Origin of the sequence: Pseudarthrobacter sp. PvP090, assembly GCF_040547365.1 — a bacterium.
In the GTDB taxonomy this organism is placed as follows: domain Bacteria; phylum Actinomycetota; class Actinomycetes; order Actinomycetales; family Micrococcaceae; genus Arthrobacter.
In genome coordinates, this window is record NZ_JBEPPO010000006.1 from 104397 (window position 1) to 121355 (window position 16959).

Here is a 16959-nt window from a genome sequence, read left to right on the forward strand (position 1 = left end):
GCTCCAAGCGTACCGTCTCCAAACGGCTAGGCGGTGCCGCCGTCCAGCCTCAGGTAGTGCAGCTGGGCGGCCACGGAGAGTTCCGCCGCGGGCCGCACGGCGGGATCGACGGCGGCGTACACGGCGTCGGCCACCTCGGCCACCTCGGCCCCGGACCCCAGGTTCTCGAGGGCGGAGCGGATCTGCCCGAGCCGGTCCTCGCGGTGGTCCCGGTAGGCGCGGACGATCGTGTCCAGGGCGGGCAGCATGGGACCGTGCGCCGGAAGGACGGTCGCGGGGCCCAGCCGTTCCAGCCGGTCCAGCGAAGCCAGATAGTCGCCCAGCGTGCCGTCGGGATAGTCCAGGACGGTGGTTCCCAGGCCCAGGATCGTGTCGCCGGTGAGGACCGAGCCCCGGGCGCCGTCCTGCGGCAGGTGGAAACAGACCGAGTCGGAGGTGTGGCCCGGCGTGGCGAGGACCCGGATCTCGGCCCCGGCGGCGTGGATGACTTCGCCGTCCACCAGGGGGCTTCCCCCGTGGCAGTGTGCGGGATCCTTGGCGCGCACGGGCGCTCCCGTCAGTTCGGCGAAGCGGGCGGCGGCGGCGGTGTGGTCCGCGTGCCGGTGCGTAATCAGGATGAGCTCGACGGCGCCGGCCTGGGCCAGTTCCTGCAGGTGTGGCTCGTCGAGCGGGCCGGGATCCACCACCACGGTGCCGGCGGCCCCGGGAGCCGCAATCACATAGGAATTGGTCCCGTGCAGGCTCATTGGCCCCGGGTTGGGGGCCAGCCTGAAGCGGGTCAGCTCTGTGCTGCGCACCATGGCGCGGGGGTCGTCCGGGATCACAGTTCCATCTTCCCACCGAAGAGGCACTCACACGAGCGGCCGTCACACGAGCAGCAGCACCGCAATGACCGCCGGCAGGAGCGCTTCGGCGATGCCGCTGGCCCACAGCCGCCGTTCCGACAGCACCAGGATGATGCCCAGGAGCACGTGGCCCACGCTCGTGAACAGCAGCAGGACCCGCCCGGCCGACGGCTCCGCCCCGGTCAGCAGAACCGCGCCAACGATCGCGCCCACCCCCCAGATCATGTTGTAGAACCCCAGGTTGAAGGTCCACATCCGCACGGTCTCCGTGTCCTCCGGCTTGATCAGGAACAGCCGGTGGAAACGCTGGTCCCTGAAGAAGAACGACTCAAGGATCCCCACGAGGATCAGCAACACCCCGAAAATGACACCGAGAACCTGAATAAGCCCCGTCATGCGCCATATTGTGCCGCCGCGTCCGGGGACACGCTAGGGACTTCCGGCCGGTCTCACCTGGCCAATTGCCGGGCTGTTAACGACGACGGCGGCCCCGCACCGGAAGGTGGGGGCCGCCGTCGAACGCTGCCTCCGACTGAGGCGCTGCCGCTTAGGCGAGGCGGGTCAGCCAGCCGTGGGTGTCCTCGACGGCGCCGGTCTGGATGCCCAGAAGCTGTTCGCGGATGGCCATGGTGGTCTCCCCCGCCTTCGCGTCCTCGGAACCGATGAATTCAGTATCATCCTTGAGCACGCCAATGGGGGTGATCACGGCGGCCGTACCGCAGGCGAAGACCTCGGCGATCTCGCCGGAGGCCACGCCGTCGCGCCATTCATCCAGCGTGATCTTGCGTTCGGTGACCTCGCGGCCCATGTCCTTGGCAACCTGGATGACGGACATCCGGGTGATGCCCTCAAGGATGGTGCCGCTCAGCGCGGGGGTCACCAGGGAGCCGTCCTTCATCACGAAGAACACGTTCATGCCGCCGAGCTCTTCCACGGCGTTGTCATTGAACTGGTCGAGGAAGAGCACCTGCTTGCAGCCGTGGGCCTCGGCTTCCTGCTGCGCGATCAGTGATGCGGCGTAGTTGCCGCCGCACTTCGCGGCGCCGGTGCCGCCGCGGCCTGCGCGGGCGTATTGGCGGGAGATCCAGATAGAGACCGGCTTGAGCTCGCCGCCGAAGTAGTTTCCGGCCGGGGAGGCGATGACGCGGAAGGACACCTCGCGGGCGGCGCGGACGCCGAGGAACGCTTCGGTGGCGATCATGAACGGCCGCAGGTACAGGGCTTCGCCGTCGCCGGAGGGGACCCATTCCTTGTCCGCCGAGACGAGTTCGCGGATGGCGCCCAGGAAGTACTCCTCGGGGAGCTCGGGGAGCGCCAGGCGGCGGGCCGACTTGCTGAGGCGGGCGGCGTTGGCCTCGGGGCGGAACGTCCAGATGGAGCCGTCGGCGTGGCGGTAGGCCTTGAGGCCTTCGAAGATTTCCTGACCGTAGTGGAGCACGGCGGCAGAGGGGTCCAGGGAGATGGGACCGTAGGCCTCAACCCGGGCATCGTGCCAGCCGCCCTTGCCCTCGGCGTCGACGCTGTAGTCGACGATGGCCGTGTGGTCGGTGAAATAGTTGCCGAAACCCGGGTTCGCCAGGATGGCAGCACGTTCTGCAGCGGACTTCGGGGTTGCCGAAAGATGCTGGGTGAATTCGACGCCATGGGCAGTCTGAGTCATGGTTCCTCCACGGTCGGCTGCCTGGCGTGTGAACGTGGTTCAGCGTCGGACCACGGCAGCATATTGGTGATTCGAAACAAGCTTACGCCCGTTGGCGGGGCCGCCGGCCCGGTGCCTCGTGGCGCCTACAGGGCAGCGGCGATGGCGTCGCCGATCGCGCTGGTGCTGCGGACGGCGGTGCCGCGGCCCGCGACGTCGGCGACCACGGCCGCTTCGATCTTGCGGGCGGCGCCCCCGTAGCCCAGGTGGTCCAGGAGGAGTGCGGCGGAGAGGATGGCCGCCGTCGGATCCGCCTTCTGCTGGCCGGCGATGTCCGGTGCCGAGCCGTGGACCGGTTCGAACATGGACGGCGCGGTGCGTTCCATGTTGATGTTTCCGGATGCAGCAAGGCCGATGCCTCCGGTGACAGCGGCGGCAAGGTCGGTGATGATGTCGCCGAAGAGATTGTCCGTGACGATCACGTCGAACCGCGCCGGGTCGGTGACCATAAAGATCGTGGCGGCGTCGATGTGCAGGTAGTCGTGGGTGACCTCGGGGAACTCCTGGGCCACGGCCTCCACGGTGCGCTTCCAGAGGTGGCCCGCGAAGACCAGGACGTTGTGCTTGTGCACCAGGGTGAGCTTCTTGCGCGGGCGGTCGTTGGCGCGGCGGAAGGCATCACGGACGACGCGTTCCACGCCGTGGGCCGTGTTGAGCGAGACCTCCGTGGCGACTTCGTGCGGGGTGCCGGCACGCAGCGTGCCGCCGTTGCCCACATAGGGTCCCTCAGTGCCCTCGCGGACCACAATGAAGTCGATGTCGCCGGGGTTGGCGAGCGGGCTGGCGACGCCCGGGTAGAGGCGTGCCGGGCGCAGGTTGACGAAGTGGTCCAGGCTGAAGCGCAGCTTGAGCAGCAGTTCACGCTCGATGATGCCGGAGGGGATCCGGGTATCGCCCGGGGCTGCACCGACCGCACCGAAGAGGATGGCGTCGCGGGTGCGGAGATCGGCGAGGGTTTCCTCCGGCAGGGTCTCCCCCGTTTCGAGCCAGTGCTGCGCACCGAGCTTGTAGTGGGTCTGCTGCAGCACAATGCCCTCGGCGGCAGCAGCCTTTTCAAGGACCTTCAGGGCCTCGGCGGTGACCTCGGGGCCGATGCCGTCGCCGGGAATAACGGCCAGATCAATCGTGGATGCGCTCATGTTTTCAGCGTAGCCAAGAGATCCACATGCTGGTCAACTTGTCTCATTATTCGAACAGCCGGGTTCCCCGTTACGGGACCCGTCAGGGGCCGCGGGCCGGGCTGGCGACCACCACAACGTTCTTGCCCCAGGGATCCTCCGTGTAGCAGCTGATCAGGACCAGGCGGTTCGGGACGGCATCCCAGACGGCACTGTCCTTCAGGGTGGACTTCGTAAAGGTGGTGACAGAGTCCACGGCGTAGCGGAGGACCCCCGTCTCCGTGGTCATGGTGAGTTCGTCTCCCGGTGCGGCGGCCGAGCTCAGGTGGTTGAACGGCGCGTCCAGGCCCTCCCAGCTGTGGCCAACGACGTAAGTGGTGTTGTCGGAGCCGGCCCCGGGGGTGCCGAAGGGGGTGAGCCAGTAACCGTCCATCGTCTCCGGCGGAACAATGCTCCGGCTTTCTGCGGCGCCGCCCTCCGGTGCCAGGGGGTGAACCGCCACGTCCATGCCGGCCGCCGGGTAGGTGATGCGTTGCGGGACAGAGACAGCAGGAACATCCACGGCGGGCTCCCGCGCCGGGGGCGCCTGACCCGCTGACGGGGCAGCGGTACCCCCGCCCGAAAGCAGCCCAGAACTGCTTCCGGCCGGGACAGAGGACGGAGACGACGTCGCCTGTGGCGTGACGGCACCGCCCGGTTCCTTCGATTCTCCAGCTTCCAGGCCGTAGGCAGGATGCCCGCTCCCCGGGCCGCTCGCCGCGTAGAACAGCCACGCAACGACGAGACCCAGTACGCAGACGGCCAGGATGAGCATGTCCCGCGGGCTAAGCACCAGCCCACGGGTACGGCGTACCCGGCGTCCGTGGTTCTCACGGTGACTGCTCATCGGCGCTCCTGTGTGGTGCCTGCGGTGGCCTGGCGATGCGGAAGCGGACCGTGCGGGGCGGGCTCTGCAAACCCGCACCCACCCCTGCCCTGCCGTCCGCTATCCCACGGAGTTCCTGGCGCGCCTGCTGCCTTGCCAGAGCACCGTTGCCGCTCCCGCGGTGAACACAGCGGTCAGCGCGGTCAGCCAGACGGGCATGCCGTTATCCGGATTGCCGGCCACTGCGGTCTGGACGTTGTAACCGACATTTGACCTCTTGGCTGCCGGCGCTGGGGTTTTCGCGGCCGGAACAACGGCTTTCGGAACCACAACATCGCGTGCCAGCGGCGTGATAGACAACACTGGCGTCGTGTCCGACTCCGCCGTTTCGTCACCCGATGTCTCGTCACCGGTTCCAGGCGATTCATCACCTGGCTCCGGATTTTCGTCACCCGCTGTCTCGTCACCGGTTCCAGGCGATTCATCACCTGGCTCCGGATTTTCGTCACCCGCTGTCTCGTCACCGGTTCCAGGGGTCTCATCACCTGGAGTCTCATCACCCGGCGGCGGCGTTTCGTCCCCGGGTCCCGGAGTCTCGTCAGCCGGCACCGGCGTTTTGCCCCCCGGCACCGGAGTCTCATCACCCGGCACCGGTATTTCGCCCGCGCCCGGCGTTTCACCACCCGGCACCGGAGTCTCATCGCCCGGCACCGGCATTTCGCCCGCGCCCGGCGTCGCACCACCCGGCTCCGGCATTTCGCCCCCCGGCACCGGCGTCTCACCACCCGGCTCCGGCGTTTCACCGCCCGGCACCGGCGTCTCACCACCCGGCACCGGAGTCTCATCGCCCGGCACCGGCGTCTCACCACCCGGCACCGGAGTCTCATCGCCCGGCACCGGCGTCTCACCACCCGGCACCGGAGTCTCATCGCCCGGCTCCGGCGTTTGGTCGCCCGGCGTTTCGCCCCCCGGCACCGGAGTCTCATCGCCGGGCACGGGACCGACCGGCGGGACCCCGGGCGGTACATCCGGACGAACAACGACGGCGACGCAATTGTTGGCCAGCAATGCAAGGTTCGCCGCGGTCAAGTTCTGGCCTTTGGGGAAAAAGTCCCCGTCGTTGGCCGGCACGATGTCGAGCGTGTCGTTCGCGTGGGTCCGCAGGGAATTTAAGTTGACGGTCGCAGCAACGAACGGGTTCCCTGCCGAGCTGGTCGCATGACAGATCGTGATCTTCTTTTCTGAAGGTGCCGCGTTGGCAGTGACCGCGGCCGACATGATCCCCAGCCCCACAACCCCCACTGTGGCAATTGTTCTTCGCATTTGTCCGTCGCTCCGTCCAGTCAGATTAACAAACTGGCTTGACCGCGCGGAGTAACCGTCATCGAGACCCGGGAAAGACCACTATTCGAGACCTCCAACAGCGAATTGATTGGTGACAGTTACTCCCCAGCAGTGTCGTCAGTTCGCTTGCTATTTCAGGCTAGGCGGGCAGCCTCAACCTGGTCGCGAGTAGTGACTACTCGTCTAATCGATGGACTAACACCCTGGCTTCCGTCCGGGGTACTCAGTCCTGGGGTGATTCACTACCTGCCGGTAGCTTCTAGCCACAAGACCTCCGGAGGCCCGGCCATTGAACCGGCTGAATTACCCCGAAATTCGCCCGCAGCTCCCGCGAGTACAAAGCGAACGCTCCCTCACCTTTCTTCAGTGGTGAGGGAGCGTTTCGCGGGGGGCCGCCGGATCTGAGGGCGCGTTGGGCGGGGCCGTCAGGCCTCGGCGGGTTCCTCGTACTTCGGGAAGACCGGGGAGGGGGCCGGCAGGGCCGTGCCCGCAGTAATCGGTGTGCCCAGGGCGGCGAAATCCCGCGCGTCCCCTTCCGGCTGGCCCAGCGTGTCCAGGATGGCCGCCGCCGCCGCCGGCATGACCGGCTGGGCGAGGATGGCGACAATCCGCAGCACCTCAAGCGTGACGTACAGGACGGTGTTCATGCGCTCAACGTCGGTCTTCCGCAGCACCCAGGGCGCCTGCTCGGCGAAGTACGCGTTCGTGTCCCCCAGGACAGTCCAGATCGCCTCCAGGGCGCGGCTGAACTCCTGCTTTTCGAACGCGGCGCGGGAAACGTCCAGCAGCCCGTTGGCCTGGCCCAGCAGCGCGGCGTCCTCGGCGCTGAAACCCCTGGGGACGGGGACGGTGCCGCCGCAGTTCTTCGCGACCATGGACAGCGAACGCTGGGCCAGGTTGCCGAAGTTGTTGGCGAGGTCCGCGTTCATCCGGCCCACGATCGCGTCATGGCTGTAGTTGCCGTCGGCGCCGAACGGCACCTCGCGGAGCAGGAAGAAACGCACCTGGTCCAGGCCGTACTGTGCTACCCAGTCCGCCGGTGCGACCACATTGCCGAGCGACTTGGACATTTTCACGCCCTGGTTCTGCAGGTGGCCGTGGATCATAACGCGCTTGGGCAGTTCCAGCCCGGCCGACATCAGGAACGCCGGCCAGTAGACGGCGTGGAAGCGGGAGATGTCCTTGCCGATCACATGGACATCCGCGGGCCAGTACTTCCGGAAGGACTCGGACTCGGTGTCGGGGAAGCCGACGCCGGTCAGGTAGTTGGTCAGCGCGTCCACCCAGACGTACATGACGTGGTCCGGGTTCCCCGGGACGGGGACACCCCAGTCGAAGGACGTGCGGCTGATGGACAGGTCCTCGAGCCCGCCCTTGACGAAGCTGACGACCTCGTTGAAGCGGTTGTGCGGGGCGCCGAAGGACGGGTGGTCCGCGTAGAGGGCCAGCAGCCTGTCCTGGTAGGAGGAGAGCTTGAAGAAGTAGCTCTCCTCTTCGGTCCAGGTCACCTCGGTGCCGGTTTCGGAGGCGTAGCGCAGCCCGTCGGCCTGTACCTCGGTTTCGTCCTCGACGAAGTACCGCTCGTCGCGGACCGAGTACCAGCCGGAGTACTTGGAGAGGTAGATGTCCCCGTTGGCTTCCATCCGCTGCCAGAGCGCTTTGGCCGCCTCGTAGTGGTCCGGGTCCGTGGTACGGATGAAGCGGCTCAGGGAGATGCCGAGGTCATCGCTCATCTGGCGGAACGCGGCGGAGTTGCGGTCGGCAAGTTCCTTGACCGGAATGCCTTCCTTTTCCGCCGTCTGCTGCATCTTGAGGCCGTGCTCGTCCGTGCCCGTCATAAAGAAGACGTCGTAGCCGTCGAGGCGCTTGAAGCGCGCCATCGCATCGGTGGCGATGACCTCGTAGGCGTGGCCGATGTGCGGCACGCCGTTGGGGTAGCTGATGGCCGTGGTGATGTAGAACGGGGTCTTTTCGGAAGTTGTCACAGCTTTAACCTAGATCAGTTCGGTAAGGGTATCGCTCTGGCGGACAAGTTCGTGGTCATGTGAAGCCACCAGGACGGCGATTCCGTCCGAGGTGGTGTCCTTCAGGATGCTGATGATGCGGTTGGCCGAGGAGCGGTCCAGGCTGGCGGTCGGCTCGTCGACGATCAGCACGCGGGTGCCGAGGATCAGGGCCCGGGCGATCGCCACGCGCTGGCGCTCACCGCCGGAGAGCTGGGCCGGGCGGTGGCGCATGCGCCGGCCCAGGCCGACGAGGTCCAGGAGGTCCTTGGCCATGTCGCGGCGCTTTTCCACCTCGCCGTCGGGCACGGCCGGCAGCAGCACGTTCTCCAGCGCGCTCATGCCGTCGATCAGGGCACCGCCCTGGTCGACGTAGCCGATCAGGGCGCGTCGTCGGTCGGCGATTTCGTCGTCGCCCATGGTCTCGAGCGAATCGCCCTCCCAGAACACCCGGCCCGACGTCGGCAGGGTCAGTCCCGCGCCGACCGTCAGGATGCTGGTCTTGCCGGAGCCGCTGCGGCCGGCGACGCAGTGCATCTCGCCGGCGTGCAGTGTCATGTTGAAATCGTCCACCACGTTGACGGCTTCGGCGCCGCCCTTGCCGCCGCCGTAGTGGATCGTGATGTTGCTGAGCTCCAGCGGCGTGGCGTGGTCCGCGGCCTTCACGATCGTGTTGGCGCGCGTCTGGTGAGCGCCGCGGCGGGTGCTCGCCGTCATCCGCTCGTGAGCCTCACGGTCAAGGTTCAGGTCGTTGTTCATCGGACCACTTTCGTTGCAATTGGAATCCAGCAAAGTACAGCCACGAGCCCGGCGACCGCGGCCCAGAGCGCGGCATAGGGGGCGAGGAGGAGGCCCACGCCCAGGGCGCCCAGGACACCCAGCGGCAGTGCGACCGTCCCCACCATGGCATTTTCGAAGAAACGGACCTGGCCCAGCATGTCCGGGTTCCAGCCCATGGCCTGCAGCGTGCCGAGGTACTGGCGCTTGGCCTGCAGTTCGAAGCGGCCCGTGACCATTGTCAGGACCAGGCCGACGGCCACACCGGACAGGCCCAGAACGATGCTGGGCAGCGCGATGCTGGCGGCAGCCAGTCCGCTGAGCGCGCTCGCCCCGGCGGCCCGGGGAATGTCGATCAGCAGGGCCACCATTCCGCCGACCGCAGCCGCGAAGACGCCAACGGCGACGGCCAGGGAAATGGTGTTGAACTTGTTGGTGCTCAGCTGCCGGTTTGCGAAGGTCAGCGGTGAGTCCACGGCGATGAGCCGTTCATCGTGCTGCGGTTCCTGGTCGACCTCTTCGCGGTGGCGCAGCTGCTGGGCGGCGAAGAAGGCCGCCCCTGCGTAGAGCGCGAGCACGGAGGCCGAGACGATCGCTGTGGCCGGATTCCAGCTGACGAGGCTCAGGAGGATTCCGGCGACGGCCAGCAGGGCCGCGCCGACACCAAACTCGGCGAGCACCCAGGACCGGATCCGGCGCTGCGTCCAACCCATGGCGCGCAGGGTTCCGGCCTCGCTGCGGCGCTTTCGGACATAGCTGACCGTGGAGGCGCCGGTCAGCAGGGCAGCACCGCAGAGGGTCAGGAAGAGCAGGGTCAGGTTAGTGCCGGTGAGGGAGCCGGAGACGGCGTCCGCAGCATCCTGGCGGACCCACGACTGCTGCACTGTGCCGAGCGGGGATTCCTTGCCGGCGTCGTCCTTGGAGTAGCCGGGGACAAATATGCTGGCGTCCTCGCGGGCTGAGCCGGCCACGACGGTTGCCTGCAGGCCCATGTCCCGGATCTCGTTGGCGAGCTTCTCCACCTCGGGCTGCGCCTCCTTCCAGCTGCCAGGCACCTTGGCCCGCACCCGGACGGCGTCGATCACGGAGGCGTTTTCCTCGTAGCCGCGGGCGGCGGCGAGGCCGTAATAGTCGGTGATGGCACCGGCGGACTGGCTGGCCAGGCCCGTGGCGCTCAGCGAGGGCTTGAGTTCGGTGTTCTCGACGTCTTTGCCGGAGGCGTCCTTGGTCAGCGTGAACGGTGTGGGGTCATAGCCGCCCAGTGGCAGGCGGTTGACGTCGCCGGCCACTTCCTTGACCTGCTCGGCGTCGAACGTTCCATAGACCATGGCGAGCGGCGTGGCGAGCTTCTTGCCGGTCTCGAGGTCTTCGCGGTAGGCGCGCTCGTCCACGGGCTTGCGCTGTGTTTGGTCGACGGCGGCGCCGTTGGCTGCTTTCTCCGGGAGACGGTTCACGGTAACCCAGTCGCCGGGGGTGGCGCTCTTGTCGACAGCACCGTTGCCCGCGGTCTCGCCGTCCTGATACTTGGGCGCGGAAGCGAAGTCCGTGCTCCACGTCGCGGGGTTGTAGAGGCCTTGGCTGAAGCCCCCGGTGTCACCGAGCAGCTGCGTCAGGTCCTTGGACCCCGGCCAGGCCAGCGCGAAGGGGGACTTCGAGACGAACGGCAGGTAGTCCTTGTCCAGCGAGCGGGTCACCGTCCCGACATCCTTGACCACGTTGCCGGAATCGTCGATTTCCTCGATCTTGACCGAGTACTTCAGGTCAAGGGACGTGCCGGAGCGGACGATCAGCGGGATCGCCTGCGAGTCCTCGGTCAGCAGCCCGTTGCGCCTGGCCTGCTGGTACTGGCTCATCAGCGGGGCCCAGTACTTGAGCTTGACGCCGAGGAAATCGGGGCCTTCCTTGAGTTCGTCCATGCCGATGCCGGTGGTGAAGAGGCTCTCGAAGTGGCGGCCGATGGCGCCGGCGTTGCGGGCGTCCGCGGGCGGCGCCTTTTCCAGCGGGGCGAGGAAGTCGCCGGCGCTGCCGAGCAGGGCGCGTTCGGCGACGGGGTCGACGGCGACGACGGATTCCGTCACCTGCGGAGCGAGCGGAAGTGAGACCGAGAGATTGAAGAGGTTGTGCTCGGAGCCGCCGGCCGGGGCCGGGAACTTGATGCCGGTCTCCCCCTCCGGGGCATCGATGCGGACGTTCTTGCCGCCGGCAACCTGCTCTTCGACGAGCCGGGCCTTGCCGAGGGAGCCTTCGGCCATGGTCTTGAACAGGGTTTGGTCGGACTTGCCGTCGGAGCTGACGGCGCTGGCGGTCAGCCGGTAGTTCTTCAGCGTGTCGGACAGGACCGACTCCGCGGCCGGCCATTTGCTCGGATCGGTGGCGCTGGGGTCCCCGGCGGTGCCGGCGAGCCCGGCGTTGAACCCGAGGTAGTCGGTGGCATCCAGGCGCGGGGACTCGAGGTTCTGGGTGACGCGGGAGACGAGGCTGATGGGGGCCGCCACGGAGGTGCCGGAAAGCTTGCGGAGGGACTCCAGCTGGTCGAAGCTGATGCCGCCCTGGCCGGTGGCGATGTCCGGCTGCATGAGCCCGCCGTTGTCGTCGGCCTTGGCCTGGACAAGAATGTCGTAGAGCCCTCGCGAGTTCTGGTCGACGGTCCGGTTCAAGGCGGCCTGCGACTGACCCTGCACGAGGACCGACAGGCACATGGCCGCGATCAAAATGGACGCGGTCAGCAGAAGCACTCGGCTTCTGATGAACCTCTGGACGGCGTTCATTGGGCTCCTGAAAGCTGGATTGCGTGCGCACACCTCAGTTCATTCCATGCGGAAGTGAAGGCGTCCCCTGCCGGGTGTGCAAAAGTAAAGGCCGGGCTGCCGGCCGGATCCGAAATTCGGACCTAGCCATTGTACGCAGACCAGCCGTAGGTTCGCGGACACCGGCGGCGGCTCTGACTGCCGCCGGTGTCCACGCTGAAGACATCAGTCCTCGAGGTCGACCTCGCGCACCATGTCAGCGCCGATGCCGGCCTTGATGGCGTCCAGGACCTGCTGCGGGACCGAGCTGTCTATGGTCAGCAGTGCGAGCACCTGGCCGCCCTCATCCTGCCGCGCGACCTGCATGCCGGCGATGTTGATGTTGTTCATGCCCAGGATGTGGCCGATGGTGCCGATCACGCCGGGGCGGTCCGAGTAGGCGACCACCACGAGGTGTTCGCTGATCGGGATCTCCACCTCGAAACCGTTGATGCCGACCAGCTTCTGGACCTGCTTGGGCCCCGTCAGCGTGCCGGCGACGGAGATCTGCGTGCCGTCGCTGAGGGCGCCGCGCAGGGTCAGGACGTTGCGGTAGGACTCGGTATCCGGCGTCGTGATCAGGCGGACGTTGATGCCGCGCTGCTCGGCGATCACGGGGGCGTTGACGTACGAGACCTGCTCGGTCACGATGTCGGCGAAGATGCCCTTGAGCGCCGCGAGTTCGAGCACCTTGACGTCGAGGGACGAGATCTCCCCGGCGACCTCGACGTCAAACTGGGTCAGCGAGGCGTGCGTCATGGCGGTGAAGATGCGGCCCAGCTTCTCCATCAGCGGTATGCCGGGGCGGACGTCCGGGGCGATGACGCCGCCGGCGACGTTGACGGCGTCGGGAACCAGTTCCCCGGCCAGGGCGAGGCGGACGGATTTGGCGACCGAGACGCCGGCCTTTTCCTGCGCTTCGTCCGTGGAAGCGCCCAGGTGCGGGGTGACCACCACGTTGTCGAGCTTGAAGAACGGCAGGTCGGTGCTGGGTTCCTTGACGAAGACGTCGACGCCGGCACCGGCGATTTCGCCGGACTCCAGCGCAGCGTAGAGCGCCTCCTCGTCGACGAGGCCGCCGCGGGCGACGTTGACGACGTACGCGGTGCTCTTCATCTTCTTGAAGGACTCCGCGCCGAGCATGCCGACGGTCTCAGGCGTCTTGGGCATGTGGATGCTGATGAAGTCCGACTGCGCGAGCAGCTCGTCCAGGGTCACCAGCTGCACGCCGAGCTGGGCGGCACGGGCCGAGGTGATGTAGGGGTCGTAGGCGAGGATCTTCGTGTCGAAGCCCTTCAGGCGGGCGGCGACGAGGGCGCCGATCCGGCCCAGGCCGATGATGCCGATCTTCTTCTCGAAGAGTTCGATGCCGGTGTACTTGGAGCGCTTCCACTCGCCGTCCTTGAGCGCGGCGCTGGCCTGCGGGATGTGGCGGGCCAGGCTCAGGATATGGCCGACGGTGAGTTCCGCGGCGGAGACGATGTTCGAGGTGGGGGCGTTCACCACCATGACACCGGCCTGCGTGGCGGCCTTGATGTCGACGTTGTCGAGGCCGACGCCTGCGCGGGCGATCACCTTGAGGTTCTTCGCGGCGGCGATGGCCTCGGCGTCCACCTGGGTGGCGGAGCGGACCAGGATCGCGTCGACGTCGGCGATCGCAGAGAGCAGCTGGGAACGGTCGGCGCCGTCGGTCTGCCGGATTTCAAAGTCCGGGCCAAGGGCATCGATCGTGGCGGGCGAAAGTTCCTCAGCGAGGAGTACTACAGGTTTGGTGCTTGTCACCGGTGACCTCTTTAGCTCTCTTGTATATCAGGTGGGGATTTTGGTGCAACGGGTGGTGCCTACAGCAGGGAAGCCGGACCCCAGTGATGGTGTCCGGCTTCCCTGCCGGTCAGTGCCTAGCGGGCTACTGAGCCTTCGGTGTAGTCGTCTTCGTTCTTGATCCAGGAGAACAGCTTGCGCAGTTCGCGGCCCGTGGCCTCGATCGGGTGGTCCTCACCCTTCTTGCGCAGTGCCTTGAACTCGGGGGCTCCGGCGTCCTGGTCGTCGATGAAGCGCTTGGCGAAGGTGCCGTCCTGGATGTCCGCCAGGACAGCCTTCATGTTTTCCTTCACGTCCGGGGTGATCACGCGCGGGCCGGAGACGTAGTCGCCGTACTCAGCGGTGTCGGAGACGCTCCAGCGCTGCTTGGCGATCCCGCCTTCCACCATGAGGTCCACGATGAGCTTGAGCTCGTGCAGCACCTCGAAGTAGGCAACCTCGGGCTTGTAGCCAGCCTCGGTGAGGACCTCGAAGCCGTACTGGATCAGCTGGGAGGCGCCGCCGCAGAGGACAGCCTGCTCGCCGAACAGGTCCGTTTCGGTCTCTTCGGTGAAGGTGGTCTCGATGACGCCCGCACGGGTGCCGCCGATGGCCTTGGCGTAGGACAGGGCCAGTTCCTTGGCCTTGCCGGACGGGTTCTGCTCGACGGCGATCAGGTCGGGCACGCCGCGGCCGGCTTCGAACTCGCGGCGGACGATGTGGCCCGGGCCCTTGGGGGCAACGAGGGCGACGTCGACGTCTGCCGGGGGCTTGATGTAGCCGTAGCGGATGTTGAAGCCGTGGCCGAAGAACAGGGCGTCGCCCGGCTGCAGGTTCGGGGCGATGTCCTCGGCGTAGACGTGGCGCTGGACCTGGTCCGGGGTGAGGACCATGATGAGGTCGGCTTCGGCGACGGCGTCCGCGACGTTCAGGACGCGCAGGCCCTCGGCCTCGGCCTTGGCGCGGGACTTGGAGCCTTCCTTGAGGCCGACGCGGACGTCAACACCGGAATCGCGCAGGCTGAGGGCGTGGGCGTGGCCCTGGGAGCCGTAACCGATGACGGCGACGGTGCGGCCCTGGATGATCGACAGGTCGGCGTCGTCGTCGTAGAACATTTCAGTCACTGGGGTGTCTCCTTTTGAGTGGATTCTTGGGTGGTGCTTGTCGGTGAAAATTTGTCGAAAGCTGGTGCCTTGCGCGGTTTCTTACGCGCTGCGTAGGGCCCTGTCGCTCATGGAGCGGGATCCCCGCCCAACGGCCAGGGTGCCGGACTGCACGATTTCGCGGATGCCGAAGGGCTCCAGCACTGAGAGCAGTGCCGTGAGCTTTTCGGGGTGGCCCGTTGCCTCAATGACCACGGACTCTGTGGAGACGTCGACCACTGATGCGCGGAACAGGTCTGCAGCCTGGGTGACCTGCAGCCGTGTTGCGGCATCCGCACGTACCTTGACCAGGATGTGGTCACGCTGTACGGAAGATTCGGAGGTGAGTTCAACGATCTTGATCACGTTGACCAGCTTGTTCAGCTGCTTGGTGATCTGTTCGATGAGCTCACCGTCGGCGTCGACGACGACGGTCATCCGGGACATGCCCGGAACTTCGGTCGGGCCGACGGCCAGGGAGTTGATGTTGAAGGCCCGGCGGGCGAAGAGGCTGGCGACGCGGGTCAGCACACCGGGCTTGTCTTCGACCAGAACGGACAGTGTGTGGCGGGTCATGTTCAGTCCTCCTCTTCCCATTCCGGGGTCATGTTGCGGGCAACCTGGATCTGGTCATTGCTGACTCCGGCGGGGACCATCGGCCACACCATGGAGTTGGGGCTCACGACGAAGTCAATGACCACGGGGCGGTCGTTGATCTCCAGGGCCTTCTGGATGGTGGCGTCGATGTCCTCGTCGCGGTCGCAGCGGAACGAGGCGCAGCCGTAGGCGTCCGCCAGCTTGACGAAGTCCGGGATGCGGACGGTGTCGTGGCCGGTATTGAGGTCGGTATTGGAGTAGCGGCCCTCGTAGAACAGGGTCTGCCACTGCCGCACCATCCCCAGCGAGGAGTTGTTGATGATGGCAACCTTGATCGGGATCTTGTTGATCGCGCACGTCGCCAGTTCCTGGTTGGTCATCTGGAAGCAGCCGTCACCGTCGATGGCCCACACCACGCGGTCCGGGTTGCCCACCTTGGCGCCCATGGCGGCCGGCACGGCGTAGCCCATGGTGCCGGCGCCGCCGGAGTTCAGCCAGGCGTGCGGGCGCTCGTACTTGATGAACTGCGAGGCCCACATCTGGTGCTGTCCCACGCCGGCGACGTACACGCCTTCGGGGCCGGTGAGGGCGCCGATGCGTTCGATCACGCGCTGAGGGGCGCTGAGGCCGTCGTCGGGTTCGGTCCAGCCCAGCGGGTAGGTCTCCTTGAGGTTGTTCAGGAAGGCCCACCAGTTGGTGTAGTCCGGGGTGCCGGAGACGGCGAACAGGGCGCGCAGGGCCTCGCTAAGTTCCGGGATGATCTCCTTGACCGAGCCCACGATCGGGACATCGGCGGTGCGGTTCTTGGAGATTTCGGCCGGGTCGATGTCCGCGTGGATGACCTTGGCGTTCGGGGCGAAGGACTTCAGGACGCCGGTCACCCGGTCGTCGAAGCGGGCCCCGAGCGTGATCAGCAGGTCCGACTGCTGCAGCGCGGTCACGGCGGAGACCGTGCCGTGCATGCCCGGCATGCCGACATGCTGGGGGTGCGAGTCCGGGAACACGCCGCGGGCCATCAGGGTCGTGACCACGGGGGCGCCGGAGAGTTCGGCAAGTTCCAGCAGTTCCGCCGAGGCGTGCGCCTTGACGACGCCGCCGCCCACGTAGAGCACGGGCTTGCTGGCCGCCGCGATGAGGCGGGCTGCCTCGCGGACCTGCTTGTTGTGGCCCCGGAGGACCGGGTGGTAGCCGGGGAGGTCGATCTTCGGCGGCCAGGAAAAGGTCATCTGACCCTGCTGGGCGTCCTTGGCGACGTCCACCAGGACGGGACCCGGGCGGCCGGTCGAGGCCAGGTGGAACGCCTCGGCCATGACGTGCGGGATGTCGTTAGGGTCGGTCACCAGGAAGGAGTGCTTCGTGATCGGCATCGTAATGCCGACGATGTCCGCTTCCTGGAAGGCATCGGTACCGATGACTCCGCTGGAGACCTGGCCGGTGATGGCCACCATCGGCACGGAGTCCATGTGGGCATCCATGATGGCGGTCACGAGGTTGGTGGCACCCGGACCCGAGGTGGCGATGCAGACGCCGACCCGTCCGGTGACCATGGCATAGCCTTGCGCGGCGTGGCCGGCTCCCTGTTCGTGACGGACCAGAATGTGGTTCATTCGGGAGGCCATCAAGGGGTCATAGGTGGGCAGGATCGCGCCACCGGGCAAACCAAAAATATCGTCCACGCCGAGTTCTTCGAGCGAACGGACAATTGCTTGTGAACCGGTCATCACCGTCGGGGGTACGACGTTGTTCGGTCCAAGGACAGGAGAGACGGCAGCAGTGTCGGCGCCGGCGTCAGCCGGACGCTCGGCGCGTTCCGGAGCCTTGTGGGCTCCAGCGGACTTAGTGGCCATCAGCGAGGGGCTGATCGGCGATCCTTTGCTCATCGGACTCTTCCTTTGTGGATCTTCGGTTGGATCTTCAGTGATCGTGGAACTGCTGGTGTTGCGTGATGCTGGTGTACTGGTGGTGCTGGTGTACTAGTGGTGC

At 66.7% G+C, this 16959-nt stretch carries 13 protein-coding genes; all 13 read right to left on the bottom strand.

Features of this window, described 5'->3' with window-relative positions; genetic code table 11:
• Positions 1 to 26: 26 nt before the first annotated feature.
• Complete coding sequence (locus ABIC21_RS08650; RefSeq protein ID WP_354350161.1) at positions 27 to 800, bottom strand: MBL fold metallo-hydrolase; 774 nt, start codon at positions 798 to 800, stop codon at positions 27 to 29.
• Between the two features lie 66 nt (positions 801 to 866).
• Positions 867 to 1241 carry a DUF1304 family protein gene (locus ABIC21_RS08655; RefSeq protein WP_354349997.1) on the bottom strand — a complete coding sequence of 125 codons (375 nt, stop codon included), beginning with the start codon at positions 1239 to 1241 and terminating at the stop codon, positions 867 to 869.
• Between the two features lie 151 nt (positions 1242 to 1392).
• Positions 1393 to 2505 (bottom strand): branched-chain amino acid aminotransferase, encoded by a 1113-nt coding sequence (locus ABIC21_RS08660; protein WP_354349998.1) that lies wholly within the window; start codon positions 2503 to 2505, stop codon positions 1393 to 1395.
• Positions 2506 to 2630: 125 nt separating this feature from the next.
• Positions 2631 to 3683 carry a 3-isopropylmalate dehydrogenase gene (locus tag ABIC21_RS08665; protein WP_354349999.1) on the bottom strand — a complete coding sequence of 351 codons (1053 nt, stop codon included), beginning with the start codon at positions 3681 to 3683 and terminating at the stop codon, positions 2631 to 2633.
• An 82-nt stretch (positions 3684 to 3765) separates the two neighbouring features.
• Positions 3766 to 4548, bottom strand: a complete 783-nt coding sequence (locus ABIC21_RS08670; RefSeq protein ID WP_354350000.1) for a sortase domain-containing protein — start codon at positions 4546 to 4548, stop codon at positions 3766 to 3768.
• A 99-nt stretch (positions 4549 to 4647) separates the two neighbouring features.
• Entirely contained in the window at positions 4648 to 5820 is a 1173-nt protein-coding gene (locus ABIC21_RS08675; protein WP_354350001.1) for a hypothetical protein, read from the bottom strand.
• Between the two features lie 476 nt (positions 5821 to 6296).
• Positions 6297 to 7856 carry a methionine--tRNA ligase gene (gene metG, locus ABIC21_RS08680; RefSeq protein WP_354350002.1) on the bottom strand — a complete coding sequence of 520 codons (1560 nt, stop codon included), beginning with the start codon at positions 7854 to 7856 and terminating at the stop codon, positions 6297 to 6299.
• Between the two features lie 9 nt (positions 7857 to 7865).
• Positions 7866 to 8633 carry an ABC transporter ATP-binding protein gene (locus ABIC21_RS08685; protein WP_502935976.1) on the bottom strand — a complete coding sequence of 256 codons (768 nt, stop codon included), beginning with the start codon at positions 8631 to 8633 and terminating at the stop codon, positions 7866 to 7868.
• Complete coding sequence (locus ABIC21_RS08690) at positions 8630 to 11419, bottom strand: ABC transporter permease (protein WP_354350003.1); 2790 nt, start codon at positions 11417 to 11419, stop codon at positions 8630 to 8632. Before ABIC21_RS08690 ends, ABIC21_RS08685 begins: the two co-directional genes overlap by 4 nt.
• A gap of 204 nt (positions 11420 to 11623) precedes the next feature.
• On the bottom strand, positions 11624 to 13219 hold the full coding sequence (gene serA / locus ABIC21_RS08695; RefSeq protein WP_354350004.1) for a phosphoglycerate dehydrogenase: 1596 nt from the start codon (positions 13217 to 13219) through the stop codon (positions 11624 to 11626).
• Between the two features lie 116 nt (positions 13220 to 13335).
• Positions 13336 to 14361, bottom strand: a complete 1026-nt coding sequence (gene ilvC, locus ABIC21_RS08700) for a ketol-acid reductoisomerase (RefSeq protein WP_354350005.1) — start codon at positions 14359 to 14361, stop codon at positions 13336 to 13338.
• 81 nt (positions 14362 to 14442) lie between these two features.
• On the bottom strand, positions 14443 to 14955 hold the full coding sequence (ilvN, locus tag ABIC21_RS08705) for an acetolactate synthase small subunit (RefSeq protein WP_069952167.1): 513 nt from the start codon (positions 14953 to 14955) through the stop codon (positions 14443 to 14445).
• 2 nt (positions 14956 to 14957) lie between these two features.
• Positions 14958 to 16856, bottom strand: a complete 1899-nt coding sequence (locus tag ABIC21_RS08710; RefSeq protein ID WP_354350006.1) for an acetolactate synthase large subunit — start codon at positions 16854 to 16856, stop codon at positions 14958 to 14960.
• Positions 16857 to 16959: the final 103 nt, after the last annotated feature.

Bases quoted from the DNA above. Each gene is read 5' to 3' on its own strand.
- ilvN (WP_069952167.1), bottom strand. From the start codon at position 14,955: ATGACCCGCCACACACTGTCCGTTCTGGTCGAAGACAAGCCCGGTGTG.
- ABIC21_RS08665 (WP_354349999.1), bottom strand. From the start codon at position 3,683: ATGAGCGCATCCACGATTGATCTGGCCGTTATTCCCGGCGACGGCATC.
- ABIC21_RS08660 (WP_354349998.1), bottom strand. From the start codon at position 2,505: ATGACTCAGACTGCCCATGGCGTCGAATTCACCCAGCATCTTTCGGCA.
- ABIC21_RS08685 (WP_502935976.1), bottom strand. From the start codon at position 8,633: ATGAACAACGACCTGAACCTTGACCGTGAGGCTCACGAGCGGATGACG.
- ABIC21_RS08655 (WP_354349997.1), bottom strand. From the start codon at position 1,241: ATGACGGGGCTTATTCAGGTTCTCGGTGTCATTTTCGGGGTGTTGCTG.
- ABIC21_RS08710 (WP_354350006.1), bottom strand. From the start codon at position 16,856: ATGAGCAAAGGATCGCCGATCAGCCCCTCGCTGATGGCCACTAAGTCC.
- ABIC21_RS08670 (WP_354350000.1), bottom strand. From the start codon at position 4,548: ATGAGCAGTCACCGTGAGAACCACGGACGCCGGGTACGCCGTACCCGT.
- ABIC21_RS08690 (WP_354350003.1), bottom strand. From the start codon at position 11,419: ATGAACGCCGTCCAGAGGTTCATCAGAAGCCGAGTGCTTCTGCTGACC.
- ABIC21_RS08650 (WP_354350161.1), bottom strand. From the start codon at position 800: ATGGTGCGCAGCACAGAGCTGACCCGCTTCAGGCTGGCCCCCAACCCG.